The sequence below is a fragment of the Pseudomonas sp. Bc-h genome, assembly GCF_002080045.1.
Taxonomy (GTDB): Bacteria; Pseudomonadota; Gammaproteobacteria; order Pseudomonadales; family Pseudomonadaceae; genus Aquipseudomonas.
Window position 1 is genome coordinate 209,820 of record NZ_MUIN01000005.1, and the last position, 17,816, is coordinate 227,635.

Consider the following 17,816-nt stretch of genomic DNA (forward strand, 5'->3'; position numbering starts at 1 on the left):
ACATGACCCGTTCATTGCGTTTCCTCTACATCTTCCTGTTCCTGGCCATCCTGCTGGTGCTGGGCCTGTGGTCGCTGCGCAGCTTCATCGGTTTCTCGACGTCGAAGGAAACCACAGTGCTCAACGGTCACTGGACCAAGGCTGTGGAAACCCGTTACGACGAAGAGTTTCCGATCAAGCGTCTGGGCACCAACCTCTGGGCCGCGCTGGATTACAAGGTGTTCAACGAAGGCCGTCCGGGGGTGATTCTGGGCAAGGACCAATGGCTGTACACCGACGAAGAATTCGACGCGGTAGCCAACGGTGAGCAGAACGAAGCCGATAACCTGGCGATCATCAAGGGCGTGCAAGAGACCCTGAAAAAACAGGGCACGCAACTGGTGCTGGCCATCGTTCCGGCCAAGACCCGTCTGTACCCGGAACACGTTGGCGACAACAAGCCTGCCGCGCTGCACACCGACCTGTATCAGCAGTTCCATGCCCAGGTGAGTCAGGCCGGCATCTTCGCTCCTGATCTGCTGGCGCCGCTGCAAAGCGCCAAGGACAAGGGCCAGGTGTTCCTGCGCACCGACACACACTGGACGCCGATGGGTGCTGAAGTGGTTGCGCAGCAACTGGGTGAGGCCATTTCGACAAAAACACCGCTGAGCGGCGATCCACAGGCCTTCGTCACTGAAGCCAAGTCCAGCGCGCCGTACAAGGGTGATCTGACCAACTTCCTGCCACTGGACCCGTTGTTCAGCAACCTGCTGCCAAAGCCGGATGACCTACAGCAGCGCAGCACCAACCCGGCGCAGGCCGAGGGTGAGAGCGGTGATGCACTGTTCGCCGACAACTCGGTAGCAGTCGGCCTGGTGGGCACCAGCTATAGCGCCAACCCGAACTGGAACTTTGCCGGTGCGCTTAAACAGGCACTGCACAGCGATGTCGTGAATTACGCCGAAGACGGCCATGGCCCGATCCTGCCGATGCTCAAGTATCTGCAGACCGACGCCTTCAAGAGCAGCCCGCCGCAGGTGCTGATCTGGGAATTCCCGGAACGCTATCTGCCCGCTCACAACGACCTGACCGAGTTCGACCCGCAGTGGATCGCCGAACTCAAAAAGGCTCGTGACCCTCAACAAAACGTGGCTCAGAACGCCAACGATTCCAACTCCGAGTCGCCCAGCCGGGCGCAAAACTGAGAGGACTACTCAAATGACCTTGCAGAACCCAACTCGCATGCCAACTCGTTCGACCAAGAGCAACCTGCTGAAAACCTGCGTCCTGGCCGCAAGCCTGGGCTTCGTATCCCTGTCGGCTTTCGCCGGTGGCGACGCCGCCCTGTACGGTCCGACCGCACCAAAAGGCTCGACCTTCGTACGTGTCTACAACGCCAGCAACGCGGAGATCAGCGCCAGCGTCGGCAACACCAGCCTCAACGAAGTCGGCCCGCTGGCCAGCAGTGATTTCAGCTTCATGCCGCAAGGTGATTACAGCGCCAAGATCGGCAGCAACACCCTGCCGGTGAAGCTGGCGAGCGATCACTACTACACCATCGTCAACAACACATCTGGCGCACCGCAACTGGTTGAAGAGCCGCCGTTCAAGAACAAGCAAAAATCCCTGGTTCGCGTGCAGAACCTGAGCGACAAGCCGCTGACCCTGAAGACCGCCGACGGCAAGACCGACGTGGTGAAAGCCGTGTCCGCCAAGGGTACCGGCGAGCGTGAAATCAACCCGGTCAAGGTCAGCTTCGCGCTGTTCGACGGCGACAAGAAAGTCAGCGATCTGAAGCCTGTCGCGCTGGAGCGTGGCGAAGCTGCGGTGCTCTACATCACCGGCAACGGCAGCAACCTGTCGCCAGTATGGGTCAAGCGCCCGACTTCGACTCAATAACGAATAAACGGTCGGCGCCAGGCGTCGCGTAGCTGCGCGTCATGAGGGCGCCGACCGTAGCGGTACAAGAACAAGACAGACGAAACGACAGAACAACCGACGTATAGCCCAAACAAACGCTATCGAAATTTTGGAGAAACAAAATGATTCCAGTGATCTTGTCAGGTGGCAGCGGTTCCCGACTCTGGCCTCTTTCGCGTAAACAGTTTCCAAAACAGTTCCTGGCACTGACCGGCGAACACACCCTCTTCCAGCAGACCCTCGAGCGCCTGGTGTTCGACGGCATGCAGCACCCGATCGTGGTGTGCAACAAGGACCACCGCTTCATCGTCGGCGAACAGCTGGCGGGGCTCGGCCTGGATACGCAAGCCATCATCATGGAGCCGTTCGGTCGTAACACTGCACCCGCGGTTGCCATTACTGCGATGATGCTGGCCAACGAAGGTCGCGACGAGTTGATGCTGGTGCTGCCGGCCGACCACGTGATCGACGACCAGAAGGCCCTGCAACGCGCCTTGGCCCTGGCCACCGTTGCCGCCGAACGTGGCGAAATGGTGCTGTTCGGCGTACCGGCGACCAAGCCTGAAACCGGCTACGGCTACATCAAGTCCACCGCAGACGCCCTGCTCCCCGAAGGCGTCAACCGCGTCGCGCAGTTCGTCGAAAAACCTGACGAGAAACGCGCCAACGAATTCGTCGAAGCCGGCGGCTACTACTGGAACAGCGGCATGTTCCTGTTCCGCGCCAGCCGTTATCTGGAAGAGCTGAAAAAGCACGATCCGGACATCTACGACAACTGCCTGCTGACCCTTGAGCGCAGCAAGCACGACGGCGACAACATCGAACTGGACCAGGCCAGCTTCGCCTGCTGCCCGGACAACTCCATCGACTATTCGGTCATGGAAAAAACCCAACGCGCCTGCGTCGTGCCGCTCGAAGCCGGCTGGAGCGATGTCGGTTGCTGGTCGTCGTTGTGGGACGTGCACGCCAAAGACGAACACGGCAACGTTGCAAAGGGCGATGTAGTGATTCAGGACAGCCGCAACTGCATGATTCATGGCAACGGCAAACTGGTGTCGGTGATCGGTCTGGACAACATCGTGGTCGTCGAAACCAAGGACGCCATGATGATCGCCCACAAGGACAAGGTTCAGGGCGTCAAGCAGATGGTCGCCACGCTCAACGAGCAAGGTCGCAGCGAAACCCAGAACCACCTCGAAGTCTATCGTCCGTGGGGTTCCTACGACTCGGTGGACATGGGCGGCCGCTTCCAGGTCAAGCGCATCTCCGTCAAGCCGGGTGCCAGCCTCTCGCTGCAGATGCACCATCATCGCGCCGAACACTGGATCGTCGTATCGGGCACCGCTCAAGTCACCTGTGACGAGAACGTGTTCCTGCTCACCGAAAACCAGTCCACCTACATCCCGATCGCCTCGGTCCACCGCCTGCGCAACCCAGGCAAGATCCCGCTGGAAATCATTGAAGTGCAATCGGGCAGCTATCTGGGTGAAGACGACATCGAGCGTTTCGAAGACGTCTACGGTCGGTCGACCCCTGGTATCGAAGCCGGTGTGAGAACCCAGACCATCGCGCGTTGATGGTTCGGTAATACGGCTTAAGTAAACCGTTGCAGTGCCCCCGCCCGCTTTCTGCGTATCCCCATCCGCAGAGGGTGGGTGGGGGGTTTTTATGCCTGCTGCGAGCGGGTTGCCCAGCGCTGAGCACGGTGAATAAGTCGCTGTGCGAAATTTACATCGGCAGCCACCAATTTTTTCCCGGTTTGGATATCCCTTACGTCGTGCCTCTCAACGTGACCAACCGGTTTTAATCCCACCACCGTCAACTTCTTTCTAGATGAAGTAGCGGGCAGGTAATGAATCTCGCTGACCTTAGCTAGCTCTCCGGGACCTACAAGAAGATGATCGGCGAGGAAACCATCACCGGCCACTTTTTTGGGTATATCTTTGTCCAAAACAAACATGACAGGCTCTGCATTGTTGGTCAGTTGATCGGTCCATCCTTCCAACCACCGAATACCATGCCGAGGAATTGCACTGGCGGACATGTATCCGGCATCCATCACCACATCCCCTTTTCTTATCTTGGTACCATATATCCCTTCATCAGTTTTGACTGCCCTGTAAGCCGCGCCAGAGTACGCATTTAATATATTGAACTCCTCACCCATCGCGTTTATGCCAGCAGAAAGCTTAATACTATCCCTCTTTATTCTGCGGAGATGATCATTGACTTCCCTGTAAAAATCGTTTCCCCCTTCCGAAAATTCAGAAATGATGGGGAGCTCCTTCATTTGCGACGAGACCGCCAGCAATTTATCAACCTGAAGTTGCTGCTCATCCCCTCTAAAGGCACGGTAATTTCCATTATTTTCCCGCGCGAACAACTCGATGAACTCAGCAACATCAGGTGATGCATCAGATTGCCACGGCCATCTGACAAGTCCTGACACATCGTTGAAATTAACAGGATGGTTGCCAACGAACGCGTACATGTTCAAACCACCCGCCTCTCTTATGGGATCCGGGTTGATCCACCGCATCAACCACGGCGCGTAATACCTTAACCCGTAGTAATACAACCCTGACGCATCCCGCTCTTTGCCGGAGTACCGCACCGTTTTGTACTTCGCCTCCACCTCATTGCCTCCGGCGAACCAGGCCGTTTCTCCGTAGGGGTAGTAAATCTCTTGGCTGATCAACTGCGCATCGGCGTCGAGCTCCAATGTGCTCGACCCCAGATGATCGGTGAGGGCATACCGAATCTGGTCATTCTCCACAGTCGCAGGCGGCGCCGATTGCCAATGCAAGACCCGAACACTGCTATGCCCCGCCGTCATGGTGACGACGTGCAACTCTTCGCCGGTTGCCGTGTTGCTGCGGATTTCCAGTCCCGGCAAATACCTCACTTCTTCGAGATTGGTAACGGTCCTGGCCTGGGTGGTACGCACTTTGCGCACACGCATTCCCGCTGCGTCGTAGCGATACATTTCACTGTCGTTAGCAGCGGATTCGCGCTCAACCGGTGTGATCTGACTAAGTTGATTGCGCAAATCCCATGTCAAAGCCTGACCCAATTGCAGCTCACGCAAATTGCCGACAGCATCAAAACCGGCTGCTATCTGTTCTTCGCTGGGCGGCTGATCCCCGGTCTGCAACAAGCTGCGATTACTCAGCCGAGAAGTGGCAAAACTACGCGTGTGGTTTTGAGCCCCAACATGAACGAGCGTCTGTAGATTTCCTCCCGCGTCATATTCATATCGCTGGGTGTAGTTACTCAGTTCGTTCGCCGTAGGAAAAACCCGAAACCTGTCGTCGCCAGGGCCGCGATTGATCGCAGCGGCTTCATAGCCATTCGCTTCGATCAGTTGATACAGCGTGTCGTAAGTAAACGTGCGCAGTCGCTCGATCTGCTGATTGGCGAAATGCCGAGTCGGTTGGGCACGGTCTTCGATGCTCACCACATTGCCGACCGGGTCGTAGACGTAGTTCAGGTCCTGAAGGCGACCCTCACCGGTGCGCAGTCTGATCAGACGGCCATCGACCGGGCCATAATCCAGCGCCGTCACAACACCGTTGCCTGCACTTTCAGAGCTGATACGGCCTTGCGCGTCGTATTGAATTTCACTAACCAACGTGCGCACCGCTTGCCCCAACAACTGCAAATTTGCAACCTTGAGCTGCCCCGCAATCGTCTGCGCGAGCGACTGCATGTTGCCCTTGGCATCGGTTTGTTCAAGCACATCACCCAACGGGCCAAAGCGCCAAGTGGATTCAGCCTCCGCAAGCTCAAGCAAGTCGTCGCGCTCTTCTATCAGAAGAGGCCAGTCGGGCAAGTCGAGATCAATCAAAAACCGACGCGTCTGCTTGATGACTTCGCCCGTCAGGTTGAAGGAAAGATTACCCAACGATCCCGCAGGGTCGTCATGCCGGATCAACTGACCGCACTGATTGGCAAAAGAATCGCTTGTCGTGCCGTAGGTCAGACGTTCGGTGCAGACTTCATGGGCGCCACAACCTTCGAAAACAGCCACCGGGCGCAGCATCGAATCGTACTCGACACGCTTTACATGGCCCCGCGCATCCCACCGGCATTGGCGCTGCGCCGCCTCGCTCAACAGCTCGACACTCCAACCGGCATCGACGCTGTCACTGAGCAACACCTGCGCACTCAACGAATGAACAGTTTTCAAATTGGCAGAAGTCTCAGAAGCCTGATTCGCGGCAGCCCACAACCTCGGATCCCAACGCTGGACCAGCCGACCTGCTGAATCGAAAGCACTGCGGTCAACGCGCTCGGAGATGGCATCGCCCGCTTTTCGCCGATGCAACGCCACGGAGCGAACCTGCAGCCCCCGAGGGTCGATCGCCGTCAGGGTCGGAGTATGAGTGTGCAAGGCGGAGGAATCAGACATGGCCAATGCAATCCATTGCAGTGAGTCGTTTAAGGCTAGCTTCCTGCCGAACTTGTGAATGACCGTTAGTCCGGCAGATCATCAGCCACGCGCAAAACGTCAATTGGTCTAATCCCTCCCATTCGGTAGGATGCCCCCTCTGCATACGTGAGACCGAACACATGATCATCGGCGCCGTACTGATCCTCACCTGGCTGGTTCTTCTGCTGCGCTACCCCGCCAAGGCGCTGCCGGTTTCGCTGGCGGCTGCCGTCGGGCTGGCGATCGTGGCGGGCTTTGTGGTCTGGGAGGACAAGCGTGACGCGCAACGCCTCCAAAGGCTGCAGCTGCGTCTGGACTACGCTCCGCAACAATGCCCGATCGGCAAGCCGTTGTTGGTGCTGATCGATAACGGCAACGACGTGCCGTTGCAGGAACTGCGCTGGAAAGTCGGCGCCTACGCGCCGGGGGATACGGTCAACCTCGCCGATGACACCTACACCGCCCCGCGTTATCGCGGCCCGGGCGAGCTGTTGCCCGGCAGTCAATGGCAGGATTGCCTGCCCCTTCCGCCACTACGCAACGGATACCGGGCGCAGACGCTGCAGTTTCGCGCCGAACGCCTGCAAGGCACCTTCTCCGACTGACTCATAACAATTTCCTCAAGGAACGAATCACATGTCTGTCGTACTGATCACCGGTTGTTCCAGCGGTATCGGCCGCGCCATGGCGGATGCTTTTAAAGTGGCAGGCCATGAGGTGTGGGCATGTGCACGCAAGCCAGCGGATGTCGATGCACTGGCAGCCGCAGGATTTCGAGCAGTGGAGCTGGACGTCAACGACGGCGCTGCGCTGGAACGGCTCGCCACCGAACTTGAACGACATGGCAAAGGTCTGGACGTGCTGATCAACAACGCCGGCTATGGCGGCATCGGTCCGTTGCTCGATGGCGGCGTGGAAGCCATGCGCAGGCAATTCGAGACCAACGTCTTCTCCATTGTAGGGGTCACCCGTGCGCTGTTTCCTTTACTGCGCCAGAACAAGGGCATGGTGGTGAATATCGGCAGCGTTTCCGGCGTGCTGGTCACTCCATTCGCTGGCGCTTACTGCGCATCTAAAGCCGCCGTGCATGCAATGAGCGACGCCCTGCGCATGGAGCTGGCGCCATTTGGCGTGCATGTCATGGAAGTACAGCCCGGAGCCATTGATACGCACTTCGCCAAGAACGCTAGCCACGAAGCCGAGCAAATCATTCATGAGGGTTCAGCGTGGTGGCCATTACGCGAAGGCATCCGGGCTCGGGCCAATGCGTCACAGAACCATCCGACCCCTGCACGCAAATTCGCCCAGGATGTGCTCAATGCAGTGCAACAACCCAGACCGCGAAGACTCCTGCGCTCAGGCAATGGGAGCCTTGCCCTCCCATTGATGGAGCGCCTGCTGCCCAAGGCACTGCTGGAAAAAATTCTGCGCACTCGGTTCAGATTAAATTCCTCGCTGTAATCTGCCGATGACCTCCCTTTAAAAAAGGTAAGAAAAGCTACCAATAAAAAACCTGCGTCGCTTGCTGCTGAAGGAGTGGTACTACAGAACGGGGCAGAGTATCGCGTTAGAGTTCTTCCAGTTGCCCTGAGCTTTCAGGGTCAAATCAGGCAGGTCCTCGAAGAGGGCTGTCCTTTGTCAAGGAAGACAACCATGAATCCACTGCTCCAGGATCCCCTTGCTATAAATGAATATTTCGACATCGACGATTGGGAATTTACCCACGTCGGGCCCGAAAACACACCGGTGTTCACGCTAACCCCGGAGGGCAAAAAACGCCTGACCAAAGATGCTATTGCACTGTATGACCGAGCCTTTAGCGTGCACTTGGTAAATCCGTCCTCCTACATTGAGGCGTCGATACGCAAGATCATCGATCACTCAAGTGCTTCACAAGAACTAAAAGAACGTATTAACGGTAAGACACTCATCGCGGTCGACAGTGTGATCAGCCGAGAGACCTACATACAAAGGCGCAGCAAACTGAAATGGTTAGAGCGCTATTCACCGGCAGTGTGGCTTTGGATAAACGCTCCGTGGGGAGAAGAAACACGCCATTGCCCTCTCGATGAAATTGTCACGGATACCTACCGACGTAAGTCAGGTATCTGGCACACGGTCAAGTGGCCTTCCGACTTTCCTGAGGACCTCGTGCACGCTCTCGAATCCGCGAACTTGCAAGCCAGCTATCAGGCAGAGATCAATCGGCACTTGAACACGCCTGAGGCCGCATTCGTGGCGAAACTGCAGTTGCGTAGCGAGGTGCACACCCATCTTCGAGAGTTCGTCAAACGCCCACACGTATCCGAATTCTACAAAAAACTGGTTGCCGACTATTTCAAGAAAAAGGTGGCGCTCCAGCTCGTGGAATTCGCAAGCCGTGTCAGCCGAACGTATGTTTCGCAAGCGCTGTTTCTGGCGTATCCATCGAACGCGCTGAAGGCTGAGGGGGGATTGCTGATTTTTGTGGGCGAGGCCGTCGAGAATTCGATCATGGAGTTACCCAACAAAGACCGCCAACAGTTCATACAGTCGCCTGGCCCGCTGCACGCTTTGATCCTGAGTCGTTTGTCCTTGCATAACCAGCTCAGAACGGGCAACGAGAAGCTCGCCTATTACACGAGTTTTCCAGTAGGAGGCCCGAGAGTCGTGTCGCCTCTACAGTTTCACAAAGTGGATGACGCATTCGATAGGTTGAATGACCTGAAGATCAAACGATTGAATTCGGACATCGACTTTTTGGTATCCACAGACGAGGAACGCCTGACTGCGAGGCACATGAAAGCAGCCGCGAAAGCGCTTGAACTCATTGCCAAAGCTGCAGCAGTGCCCGCTGCCCCCGTAAGCGCAACGGCTGCGCTGCTCCTAGGTTTTCTAACGGGCTTCGCGGCGATTGTGCTCGAAGCAGCACAAGGCGCGATTGCGGATAATCCCGCAGACGCCGAAGCCCATTTCAAAGCGGCTTTATGGGGGTATGCCCAACTCGTAGTCGGAACCGTTCTGGGAGAGTCGCTCGACTCGGCGTTTGACAATGAGGCCACGACCGCGATTGCCGGCGAACTCTTCGAGCACGTCACTGCACTGGAAGATTAGGAGGGCTTCGACCGCATGACGATCGATGATGCGGCCAGATGCATCCTTCAAAATGTCTGCAGCTGGCCCTGATCACTCAGGGTTCACTATGACCGTACATGTGATGCCCGCTGCCAATACCACGCCGTCCGGCACGTTATCCAGGTGGATACGTACCGGAACGCGTTGGGCAAGGCGGACCCAGTTGAAGGTCGGGTTGACGTCGGCGATCAGTTCGCGGCTTTCTGGGTTGTCGCGGTCGTAGATGGCGCGGGCGATGCTTTCGACGTGGCCCTTCATCACTTCGCCGCTCATCAGCTGCATGTCGGCCGGGTCGCCGATTTTGACGTGGGGCAGTTTGGTTTCTTCGAAGAAGCCGTAGACCCAGAACGAGTTCTTGTCGACGACCGCCATCTTGGCTTCGCCGATGCGGGCGTAGTCGCCGCGATGCACATTGAGGTTGGTCACGTAGCCATCGACGGCAGCCAGCACTTTGGTGCGTTGCAGGTTGAGTTGCGCCGCTTCCAGCTGCGCCAAGGCCAATTGGTAATCGGCCTGCGCGGAATTGGCGACGTTGGAGGCGTCTTCGCGGTTTTCTGCGGAAATCACCAACGCGTCCATGTCTTTGCGCCGACTGGCGTTGACCTTGCGCATTTCCCAGGTCGCTTTGCGCGAGGCCACCATCGCCTCGGCCTGTTTGACGGCCAACTGATAATGCTCGGGGTCGATCTGCATCAGCAGGTCACCCTTTTTCACCGGCTGGTTGTCCTTGACCGGCACATCGACAACTACGCCGGTGACATCGGCGGCGACGTTGATCACATCGGCGCGCACGCGTCCGTCGCGGGTCCACGGGGTGTCCATGTAGTGAATCCACAGCAGCCGGCCGATCCAGATGGCCAGCGCGAGAATCAACAGGGTGGCGATCAGACTGATCAGTTTTTTCATCTCGGACTCTTCTCGAAGCCATGTTTCATAGCGGGTGCCTCAACGGTAAACAGTGAGCGCCATCGCGCCAAAAATGCAGCTGAACAGGCTCAGACGCAAAAGCGCCGGATGCCAGAAAAAGCGGTACAAATCGAAGCCGGACATGAAGCGGTCCAGCGCCCAGGCGAGGACCATGGCGATCAGAAACATCACGGTCACGGTCGGCATGTAAACGCCGTGGAAGGCGATTTCACGAGGCATGGGAAAGTCCTTGTGGCAGTTGCGCCGAAGCTTGCGACGGGGCGTAGGTCGCCAACGGCGATTGCGGATCAAGCAGACAGGTACGGATGAAGTGCAGGTAGCTCTTAACCCGACGCAGTGCCGAGGTATCGAAGTGCGGCGCGAACGGCTCGTCGGTGTTCTGCACACAGATGATCGCGTGGTCTACCGCGTACAGACTGCGCGCAAGGTTGTGCCGATCCGGCTGAATGAACAGGCGCACCAGCGAGCGGCCCATGGCGCGGATCGCCTGACGCCAGGGCTGCGACTCGGCGTAGCTGGGGTGAACCGGCAAGATGGCTTGCTCGCGGCGCAGTTCGATGATGGCATGGCCGATTTCCAGCACCACGAACATCCAGCGCAGCAGGTTGCGCTGCACCACCGGTTGCCCGGCCGCCAGCCCGTAAGCCTGATGCATCAGGTCGCGCGTGCGGCTTTCAAAGTTGGAACGAATGCCTTTGAGCGGCGCACTGATCGCAAAGCCCACCTGCTGGCGCAAGTCGCCCTCAAGACGCTGCCACAGCCAGCGACTGTTGGGCGGCATGATGATCGCCCCCGCCGCTGCGCACAGCAGCATACCGAGGACCATGGCGATGTAGTCGTTGATGAAGGTGTACGGGTTGTAGACCGTGAGGTTGTCCGGCGCCGAACCGATGCAGAAGAAGATCAGCAGCCCCAGGCCATAGCCCGCCCACTGCGGCCGGGTGGTCAGAAATGCACCGAAAGCGAAGACCGGCGCCAGGACCATGCACAGCAGGGGAAAGCCGTCGATCTGTGGAAACACGAAGAAGGTGACGAAGAAGCCGGATACCGCACCCAACGCAGTGCCGCAGGCCATTTGAAACGACATGCGACGCGGGTTCGGCGTGGTGGCCGACAGCGCGACGGTCGCGGCAGACACCAGTGTCATGGTCGCGCCGCTGGGCCAGGCCGTGGCGACCCAATACGCCGACATCACACCGAGAATCACTGTGGCGCGCAGCCCCGACGCCAGCGACAACATCCAGTTGGTGGTATTGACGAACGGCTCCACCCACTTCTCCCGCTCGTGGCTGTGATCAGCGAGAGAGGCGTGGGTCTGTGCGTAGTCGTGCAGGTCATCGACGAATCGATAAAGCAGTTCGTAGGCCGTGTGAAAATCCAGCAGATCGTCGTCGCTTGGGCCGGTCTGAACGAACTCAGCGCGCAGGCTGCGAACGTGTTCCGGCAGACCGGCCTTGTACTCGCTCAGGCGACTCGCCAATAGCGCGGCATCGGCATTGGTCAGCGCACGCCCGGCGAATTGATCGAGTAATTCGGCCAAGGCCTGGAGACCGGGCTCGATGGCCTGAACGGCAGGCGTCACACCGCGACTGCGCAGGCGCTCCAGCAGTTGATGCAAGGCGTTGAAGCGGGTGGTGATGGTCATGAATTCGCTGTTCAGGCGATTGAGGCGGCCGTTACGACGACGCATGTGCGGGTCTTCGAATACCGTCACGGCGCGCAAGCCTTCCAACCCCACGGCATCGGCGATGAAGCGCACGTTGCTGGCTTCGAACGCAGCCGGATCGCTGTCACCGCGCAGGCCATTGCTGACGAACTGAGCGAACACGCCAAAGCGCTGATACAGGGCATTGCGCATGGCGGCGCCCGAGCTCTGTGGCAGGATCGCCGCCGTCACCAGCGTGGAGCAGATGATACCCAGCGAGATTTCCAGCACCCGCCAGACTGCCGCCATGAACGAGGTGTCCGGATGCGCCAGCGCTGGCAGGCCGGTCATGGCGGCGGTGTAACCGGCGAGCACGAAACCGTAAGCGCGGAAATTGCGATAGCGCGCAGCACCGGCACAGCAAAAACCGACCCAGATCGCCAGGCTGCCAAGAAACAGTTCGCTGTTCTGAGCGAACAGAGCCATCAGCGTCACCATCACCACCGAGCCCGCGAGGGTGCCGAGCAAACGATAGAAGCTCTTGGCGAACACGTGCCCGCTCTGCGGCTGCATGACGATGAATACCGTAATCATCGCCGTGCGCGGTTGCGGCAACTCAAGACGCATCGCCACCCAATAGGTCAGAAATGCCGCGATCAGCACCTTGAAAATGTAGATCCAGGTCACTCCATCGCTGCGCGCCCAGCCATTGAACTCGCGGCGCCATTCCAGCGATCTGAACCAGTGCAGGGCTGTGTTCATTGGCTGTCGAACACTGCCAGCGACGCCGGGGTCTTCGGCGCGGCGGTCTTGTCGGCCGCAGGCGAGTCGTTGCCCGCCATCAAACCGCCGCCCAATGCCACTACCAATTCGGCATGTACGGTCAGACGCGAGGCCTGAACCTGCTGCTGGACCTGCTCTTGATGGAACAACAGCGTCTGTGCGTTCAGCACGTTGAGGTAGTCGGTCAGTCCGCGCTGAAAGGCGATCAACGCAATGTCATAGGTTTTTTGTGCAGCGGCCACCGATTGATCGGCAAACACTTGCTGCTTGTTCATCGACTCTCGACGAATCAGTTGATCGGAAATGCTCTTGAGCGCCGTTACCAGCGTCTGGTTGTACTGTGCGACTGCGGCGTCGTAACCCGCGGAAGCCACACCGAGTTCTGAGCGCAGACGACCGCCATCAAATATCGGCAGACTGATCGCCGGCCCGACGCTGTAATTGAATTTCTTGCCGGTGAGGAATTCCAGCATGCCGCCACCCGTCGCCATGTAACCCAGGCTGCCCATCAAATCGACGTTGGGATAGAAACCGGCATGCGCGACATCGATGCCGCGGGCCTGTGCGGCCACGCGCCAACGACTGGCGACCACGTCGGGACGTTGACCGAGCAACTGGGCAGGTAATGCCGACGGCAGCTTCAACGCGTTGCTGAGTGACAGGGTCGGACGTTTCAAGCTCGCGCCCTCCCCCGGCCCCTTGCCCGCCAGCGCGGCAATCTGATTACGGCTCAGGGCGATGGCTTCGTCGAACGCATCGATCTGGCGGTGAGTTTCAGGCAGGGGTGTTTCTGCCTGGCTGACTTCGAAATGCGTGCCGATCCCGCCTTTCAGGCGACGTTGCGCCAGGTCAAGAATCTGCTGCTGTTGAGCCAGAGTCGCTTCGGCAATATCCCGCTGGGCGTAGTTCAGCGACAACTGGATGTACGCGCGGACGATGTTGTCCTGCAATTCCAGCTGGGCCTGACGCTCTTCGGCAGCGCTCATGTGCGCCATGTCCAGCGCCTGCTCGGTGTTGTTGCTTTCCTTGCCCCACAGATCGAGGGAATAGCTCAGGCCGATGGACGCGTTGTTGTCCCAGGTGCTGGTGTTCGACAGCTCGCCGGGGCCATAGAACTGATCGGTCGGCCAGTTGTGGCGCTTGAGCGTGCTATCGCCATTGATGTGCAGGGACTCTGCGGACTCTGCGATGCCCGCCATGGCCTTGGCTTGTCGCACCCGCGCGGCGGCAATCGCCAGGCTCGGACTGCCGAGCGCCGCGAGTTCGATCCAGTGATTCAGTTGCTCGTCGCCATAAGCGCGCCACCACTGACCGTCCGGCCAGTGGGCGTCTTTTGCGGCTTCATTGATAGCGTCGTCGGTCGCCAGGCTGTCCGGGGACAACGAGGTGCCTTGAGGGGCGATTCCGCCGGTTCCGATGCAGCCGCTGATGAGTAACGTTAAAGCCCAGACACTGAGGGGTTTGAGCCCCCTGACGATGCGACGCGGCACAGCTGCAATTACCTGAATGAGGAGGGAATGGAACGAGCCGCGATTCTAGAATGCGTCTGATACGGCGATAAGCGGGGACTTCTGTGAATCTTTGTTACCGAACGGAAGATAATCCTTTGGTATGGCTGACATGGGTCAGCAACTTCATGTCACAATTTGCCATCTCACCAGAGAACGGCCAATGGACACTCTGCAAAACATGCGCGCCTTCAGTTGCGTCGCACAGGCAGGCAGCTTCACCGCTGCCGCGGCTCAGCTGGACACCACCACCGCCAACGTTTCGCGCGCTGTTTCCAATCTGGAAGCGCATCTGCAAACCCGTCTCCTCAACCGCACGACCCGCCGCATCGCGCTGACCGAAGCCGGCAAGCGTTATCTGCTGCGTTGCGAGCAGATTCTGGGGTATGTCGAAGAAGCCGAAGCGGAAGCCAGCGACGCCCATGCGCGTCCGGCCGGGCAGCTGAAAGTGCATTCGATGACAGGGGTCGGCCAGCATTACGTGATCGATGCCATCGCCCGCTATCGTCGCAATCACCCGGACGTGTCGTTCGACCTGACCATGACCAACCGCGTGCCCGATCTGCTTGAAGAGGGTTACGACGTATCGATCGTGCTGGCCAGCGAGTTGCCGGACTCGGGATTCGTCTCCCAGCGTCTGGGCATTACCTACAGCATCGTCTGTGCGTCACCTGCCTACATCAAGGCGTTCGGCATGGCATACAAACCGGCGGACTTGCTGAATCACGCGTGTCTTCGCCTGGTCAGCCCGGTGTTCCCGCTGGAGAAATGGGCGTTCGACGGCCCTGAAGGCCAGGAAACCGTGACCATCGCCAGCTCGCCATTTCTGGTGAACTCGGCCGACGCCATGAAAGCGGCGATCAGCAGCGGCATGGGCATCGGGATTCTGCCGATCTATTCGGCGATCGAAGGCCTGCGTAACGGCTCGCTGGTCCGCGTGCTGCCGCAATACCGTTCCCACGAGCTGAACCTGTACGCGATCTACCCGTCGCGGCAGTATCTGGATGCCAAAATCAAGACCTGGGTCGAGTATCTGCGCGGCTCCTTGCCGGAGATCATGGCGGCGCATGAGGCGGATTTGCAGACTCATGTATTGCCGGAAACGGTGTGATCGCCCCGCACCGCGTTTTGTAGCAGCACGGCTTGCCGGTGGTAGCGGCGGTTTCATGGACGCCACCGCCGGCAAGCCTGGCGGCTACAAGTGATCGGTTTGCGCTGTTCCCTCGCCAATCAAACAACAAGAATGTTAGCGTGCTATGCACTTCCCATCTGAACCGCCCGAGAGAAGCTATCCGATGAAAAAGACCGTCCTTGCCTTCAGCCGCGTGTCCCCGGAAATGGCCGAGCGCCTGCAGCAAGACTTCAACGTGATCATCCCGGACCCGAAAAAGGGTGATCTGAACGAGCAGTTCAACGAAGCCCTGCCCCACACTCACGGCATGATCGGCGCCGGTCGCAAGCTGGGCCGCGAGCAGTTGGAAAGCGCGAAACAGCTGGAAGTGGTATCGAGCATCTCGGTCGGTTACGACAACTACGATGTGGGTTACTTGTCCGAGCGCGGCATCATGCTGACCAACACCCCGGACGTGCTGACCGAAAGCACTGCCGACCTGGGTTTCTCGCTGATCATGAGCAGCGCCCGTCGCGTTGCCGAGCTGGACGCCTACACCAAGGCCGGAAACTGGAAGCGCAGCATCGAAGCGCCGCATTTCGGCACTGACGTGTACGGTAAGACGCTGGGCATCGTCGGCATGGGCAATATCGGCGCGGCGGTTGCGCGTCGTGGCCGTCTGGGTTTCAACATGCCGATCCTGTACAGCGGCAACAGCCGCAAGACCGCCATCGAGCAGGAATTGGGCGCGCAATTCCGCACGCTGGATCAACTGCTGGCCGAGGCTGATTTCGTCTGCCTGGTGGTGCCACTCAGCGAAAAGACCAAGCACCTGATCAGCACCCGCGAACTGGGGCTGATGAAGAAGAGCGCGATTCTGGTGAACATCGCTCGCGGCCCGATCGTCGACGAACCGGCCCTGATCGAAGCGCTGCAGAGCGGCACCATTCGCGGCGCAGGTCTGGACGTTTACGAGAAAGAGCCGCTGCCTGAGTCGCCGCTGTTCAAGCTCAGCAATGCCGTGACCCTGCCGCACATCGGTTCTGCCACCCACGAAACCCGTCAGGCCATGGCAGACCGTGCCTTCGACAACCTACGTGCCGCACTGCTGGGTGAGAAGCCGCAGGATCTGGTGAATCAGCAGGTGTGGAAGGGCTGAAGATTTTCAGCGTCTGACAAACCGAACCGCCGGCAAGCCGTGCTGCTACAGGTGATGATGATCGTTCCCACGGTCCCCGAGGGAATGCCGCCGGGGATGCTCTGCGTCCAGCGGCGGTCAGGCTGACGCAGAGCGTCAGTGCATGCATGCCCACGCAGAGCGTGGGCACGATCATCATGCTCCTCAGGCACCGGGGCTAAGCGATCAAGCCAGCTTCACCGCGACCGGCACCACCACCTTCGGTTTTCTGAACACCAGCACATTCCCCACCATCACCAGCACCAGCCCCATCAACGCGGGTGCGGTCCATTGGTAGCCTTCGGCGAACGCCGATACATTCAATGCCACCACCGGGAACAGCACCGTGCAATACGCCGCGCGCTCCGGTCCCATGCGTCCGACCAGCGTCAGGTAGGCGGTGAAGCCGATCACCGAGCCCGGAATCACCAGGTACAGCAGCGAGCCGATGTAACGCGTATTCCATTCAAAACCGAACGGCGTACCGCTGACCAGGCAGTAAACGCTGAGCATCGCCGCGCCGTACAACATGCCGTAGGCGTTGGTGGTTAACGGGCGCAGGCCGGCTTTCTGTTGCAGGCTGGACAGCATGTTGCCCGCCGAAAAGCACAGCGTGCCGAGCAGCGCCAGGCCGAGACCGATCAGGGTTTCATGACTTGCGCTGTGCCCGGACAGCTCCGGCCAGAACAGGCAGCCCAGCCCTGCGAGCCCCAGCGCGCCACCCATCAGCACATTGCGGGCGATCTTCTGTTTGAAGAACACTCTGGCATTCAGCGCGTTCCACAAGGTCGAGGTCGAAAACACCACGGCGACCAGGCCGCTGGGAATCCATTGGCTGGCGTGCAGGAAGCACATGAAGTTGACGCAGAACAGGCACAAGCCCTGCGCCAGACAGATCAATTGCCCGCGACGATTGACCTTCTGCAGCTTGCCGCTGATCAGCAGCATGGCGAACAGGATCAACGCGGCGAGACCAAAGCGGTAAACGATGGACACCGGAATCGCCACCTCGCCCAGTTGCAGTTTCAGGGCGATCCAGGTGGTGCCCCAGATCAGGACGGTCAGCAGATACAGCGAGATGTTCATGTCAGGCTCCTCATTGAGGCCTGAGTCTGCGCGTCACCTGTGGTCGTCACTTGCAAAAACTTGCGCATTTGATCGGTGGCCCGATGGCAGCACAGCGTCTACCGAGTAGGATGCGAGGCTCAGAACCCGAACAT

At 58.9% G+C, this 17,816-nt stretch carries 14 protein-coding genes; 8 read left to right on the top strand and 6 right to left on the bottom strand.

The window, feature by feature from the left end:
* Positions 1-2: 2 nt before the first annotated feature.
* The 3 genes from BWR59_RS09770 (at position 3) to BWR59_RS09780 (ending at position 3,476) form a co-directional block, all read left to right on the top strand.
* Positions 3-1,184, top strand: coding sequence for an alginate O-acetyltransferase (locus BWR59_RS09770; protein WP_081565436.1), 1,182 nt, complete (start codon positions 3-5; stop codon positions 1,182-1,184).
* A 37-nt stretch (positions 1,185-1,221) separates the two neighbouring features.
* Positions 1,222-1,878 carry an alginate O-acetyltransferase AlgF gene (locus BWR59_RS09775; RefSeq protein ID WP_081565588.1) on the top strand — a complete coding sequence of 219 codons (657 nt, stop codon included), beginning with the start codon at positions 1,222-1,224 and terminating at the stop codon, positions 1,876-1,878.
* Positions 1,879-2,021: 143 nt separating this feature from the next.
* Complete coding sequence (locus tag BWR59_RS09780; RefSeq protein ID WP_081565437.1) at positions 2,022-3,476, top strand: mannose-1-phosphate guanylyltransferase/mannose-6-phosphate isomerase; 1,455 nt, start codon at positions 2,022-2,024, stop codon at positions 3,474-3,476.
* Positions 3,477-3,565: 89 nt separating this feature from the next.
* On the opposite strand, the gene BWR59_RS09785 is transcribed toward BWR59_RS09780, so the two are convergent.
* On the bottom strand, positions 3,566-6,310 hold the full coding sequence (locus BWR59_RS09785; protein WP_081565438.1) for an RHS repeat-associated core domain-containing protein: 2,745 nt from the start codon (positions 6,308-6,310) through the stop codon (positions 3,566-3,568).
* Positions 6,311-6,471: 161 nt separating this feature from the next.
* Here BWR59_RS09785 and BWR59_RS09790 point away from each other — a divergent pair, with 161 nt between their 5' ends.
* The 3 genes from BWR59_RS09790 to BWR59_RS09800 all read left to right on the top strand — a co-directional run bounded on the left by BWR59_RS09790 (position 6,472) and on the right by BWR59_RS09800 (position 9,424).
* Positions 6,472-6,936: a multidrug transporter gene (locus BWR59_RS09790; RefSeq protein WP_081565439.1), complete on the top strand. Its 465-nt coding sequence runs from the start codon at positions 6,472-6,474 to the stop codon at positions 6,934-6,936.
* Between the two features lie 31 nt (positions 6,937-6,967).
* Complete coding sequence (locus BWR59_RS09795; RefSeq protein WP_081565440.1) at positions 6,968-7,792, top strand: SDR family oxidoreductase; 825 nt, start codon at positions 6,968-6,970, stop codon at positions 7,790-7,792.
* A gap of 192 nt (positions 7,793-7,984) precedes the next feature.
* Positions 7,985-9,424, top strand: a complete 1,440-nt coding sequence (locus tag BWR59_RS09800; RefSeq protein ID WP_081565441.1) for a hypothetical protein — start codon at positions 7,985-7,987, stop codon at positions 9,422-9,424.
* Between the two features lie 72 nt (positions 9,425-9,496).
* Here BWR59_RS09800 and BWR59_RS09805 read toward each other — a convergent pair whose 3' ends face one another.
* Genes BWR59_RS09805 through BWR59_RS09820 form a run of 4 tightly spaced genes read right to left on the bottom strand, consistent with a single transcriptional unit; the run spans position 9,497 to position 14,290 of the window.
* Positions 9,497-10,351: an HlyD family secretion protein gene (locus BWR59_RS09805; protein WP_081565442.1), complete on the bottom strand. Its 855-nt coding sequence runs from the start codon at positions 10,349-10,351 to the stop codon at positions 9,497-9,499.
* Between the two features lie 39 nt (positions 10,352-10,390).
* Positions 10,391-10,591: a DUF1656 domain-containing protein gene (locus BWR59_RS09810; protein WP_081565443.1), complete on the bottom strand. Its 201-nt coding sequence runs from the start codon at positions 10,589-10,591 to the stop codon at positions 10,391-10,393.
* Positions 10,581-12,779, bottom strand: a complete 2,199-nt coding sequence (locus tag BWR59_RS09815) for an FUSC family protein (RefSeq protein WP_081565444.1) — start codon at positions 12,777-12,779, stop codon at positions 10,581-10,583. Before BWR59_RS09815 ends, BWR59_RS09810 begins: the two co-directional genes overlap by 11 nt.
* A complete protein-coding gene (locus BWR59_RS09820) occupies positions 12,776-14,290 on the bottom strand; it encodes an efflux transporter outer membrane subunit (protein ID WP_081565445.1) in 1,515 nt (504 codons plus the stop codon). The genes BWR59_RS09815 and BWR59_RS09820 overlap by 4 nt, the downstream gene beginning before the upstream one ends.
* Positions 14,291-14,471: 181 nt before the next feature.
* Between BWR59_RS09820 and BWR59_RS09825 the strand changes: the two genes are divergently transcribed.
* A complete protein-coding gene (locus BWR59_RS09825) occupies positions 14,472-15,419 on the top strand; it encodes a LysR family transcriptional regulator (protein ID WP_074753667.1) in 948 nt (315 codons plus the stop codon).
* Positions 15,420-15,603: 184 nt separating this feature from the next.
* Entirely contained in the window at positions 15,604-16,578 is a 975-nt protein-coding gene (locus BWR59_RS09830; protein ID WP_081565446.1) for a D-glycerate dehydrogenase, read from the top strand.
* Positions 16,579-16,782: 204 nt separating this feature from the next.
* On the opposite strand, the gene BWR59_RS09835 is transcribed toward BWR59_RS09830, so the two are convergent.
* Positions 16,783-17,682 (bottom strand): DMT family transporter, encoded by a 900-nt coding sequence (locus tag BWR59_RS09835; RefSeq protein ID WP_081565447.1) that lies wholly within the window; start codon positions 17,680-17,682, stop codon positions 16,783-16,785.
* Positions 17,683-17,816: the final 134 nt, after the last annotated feature.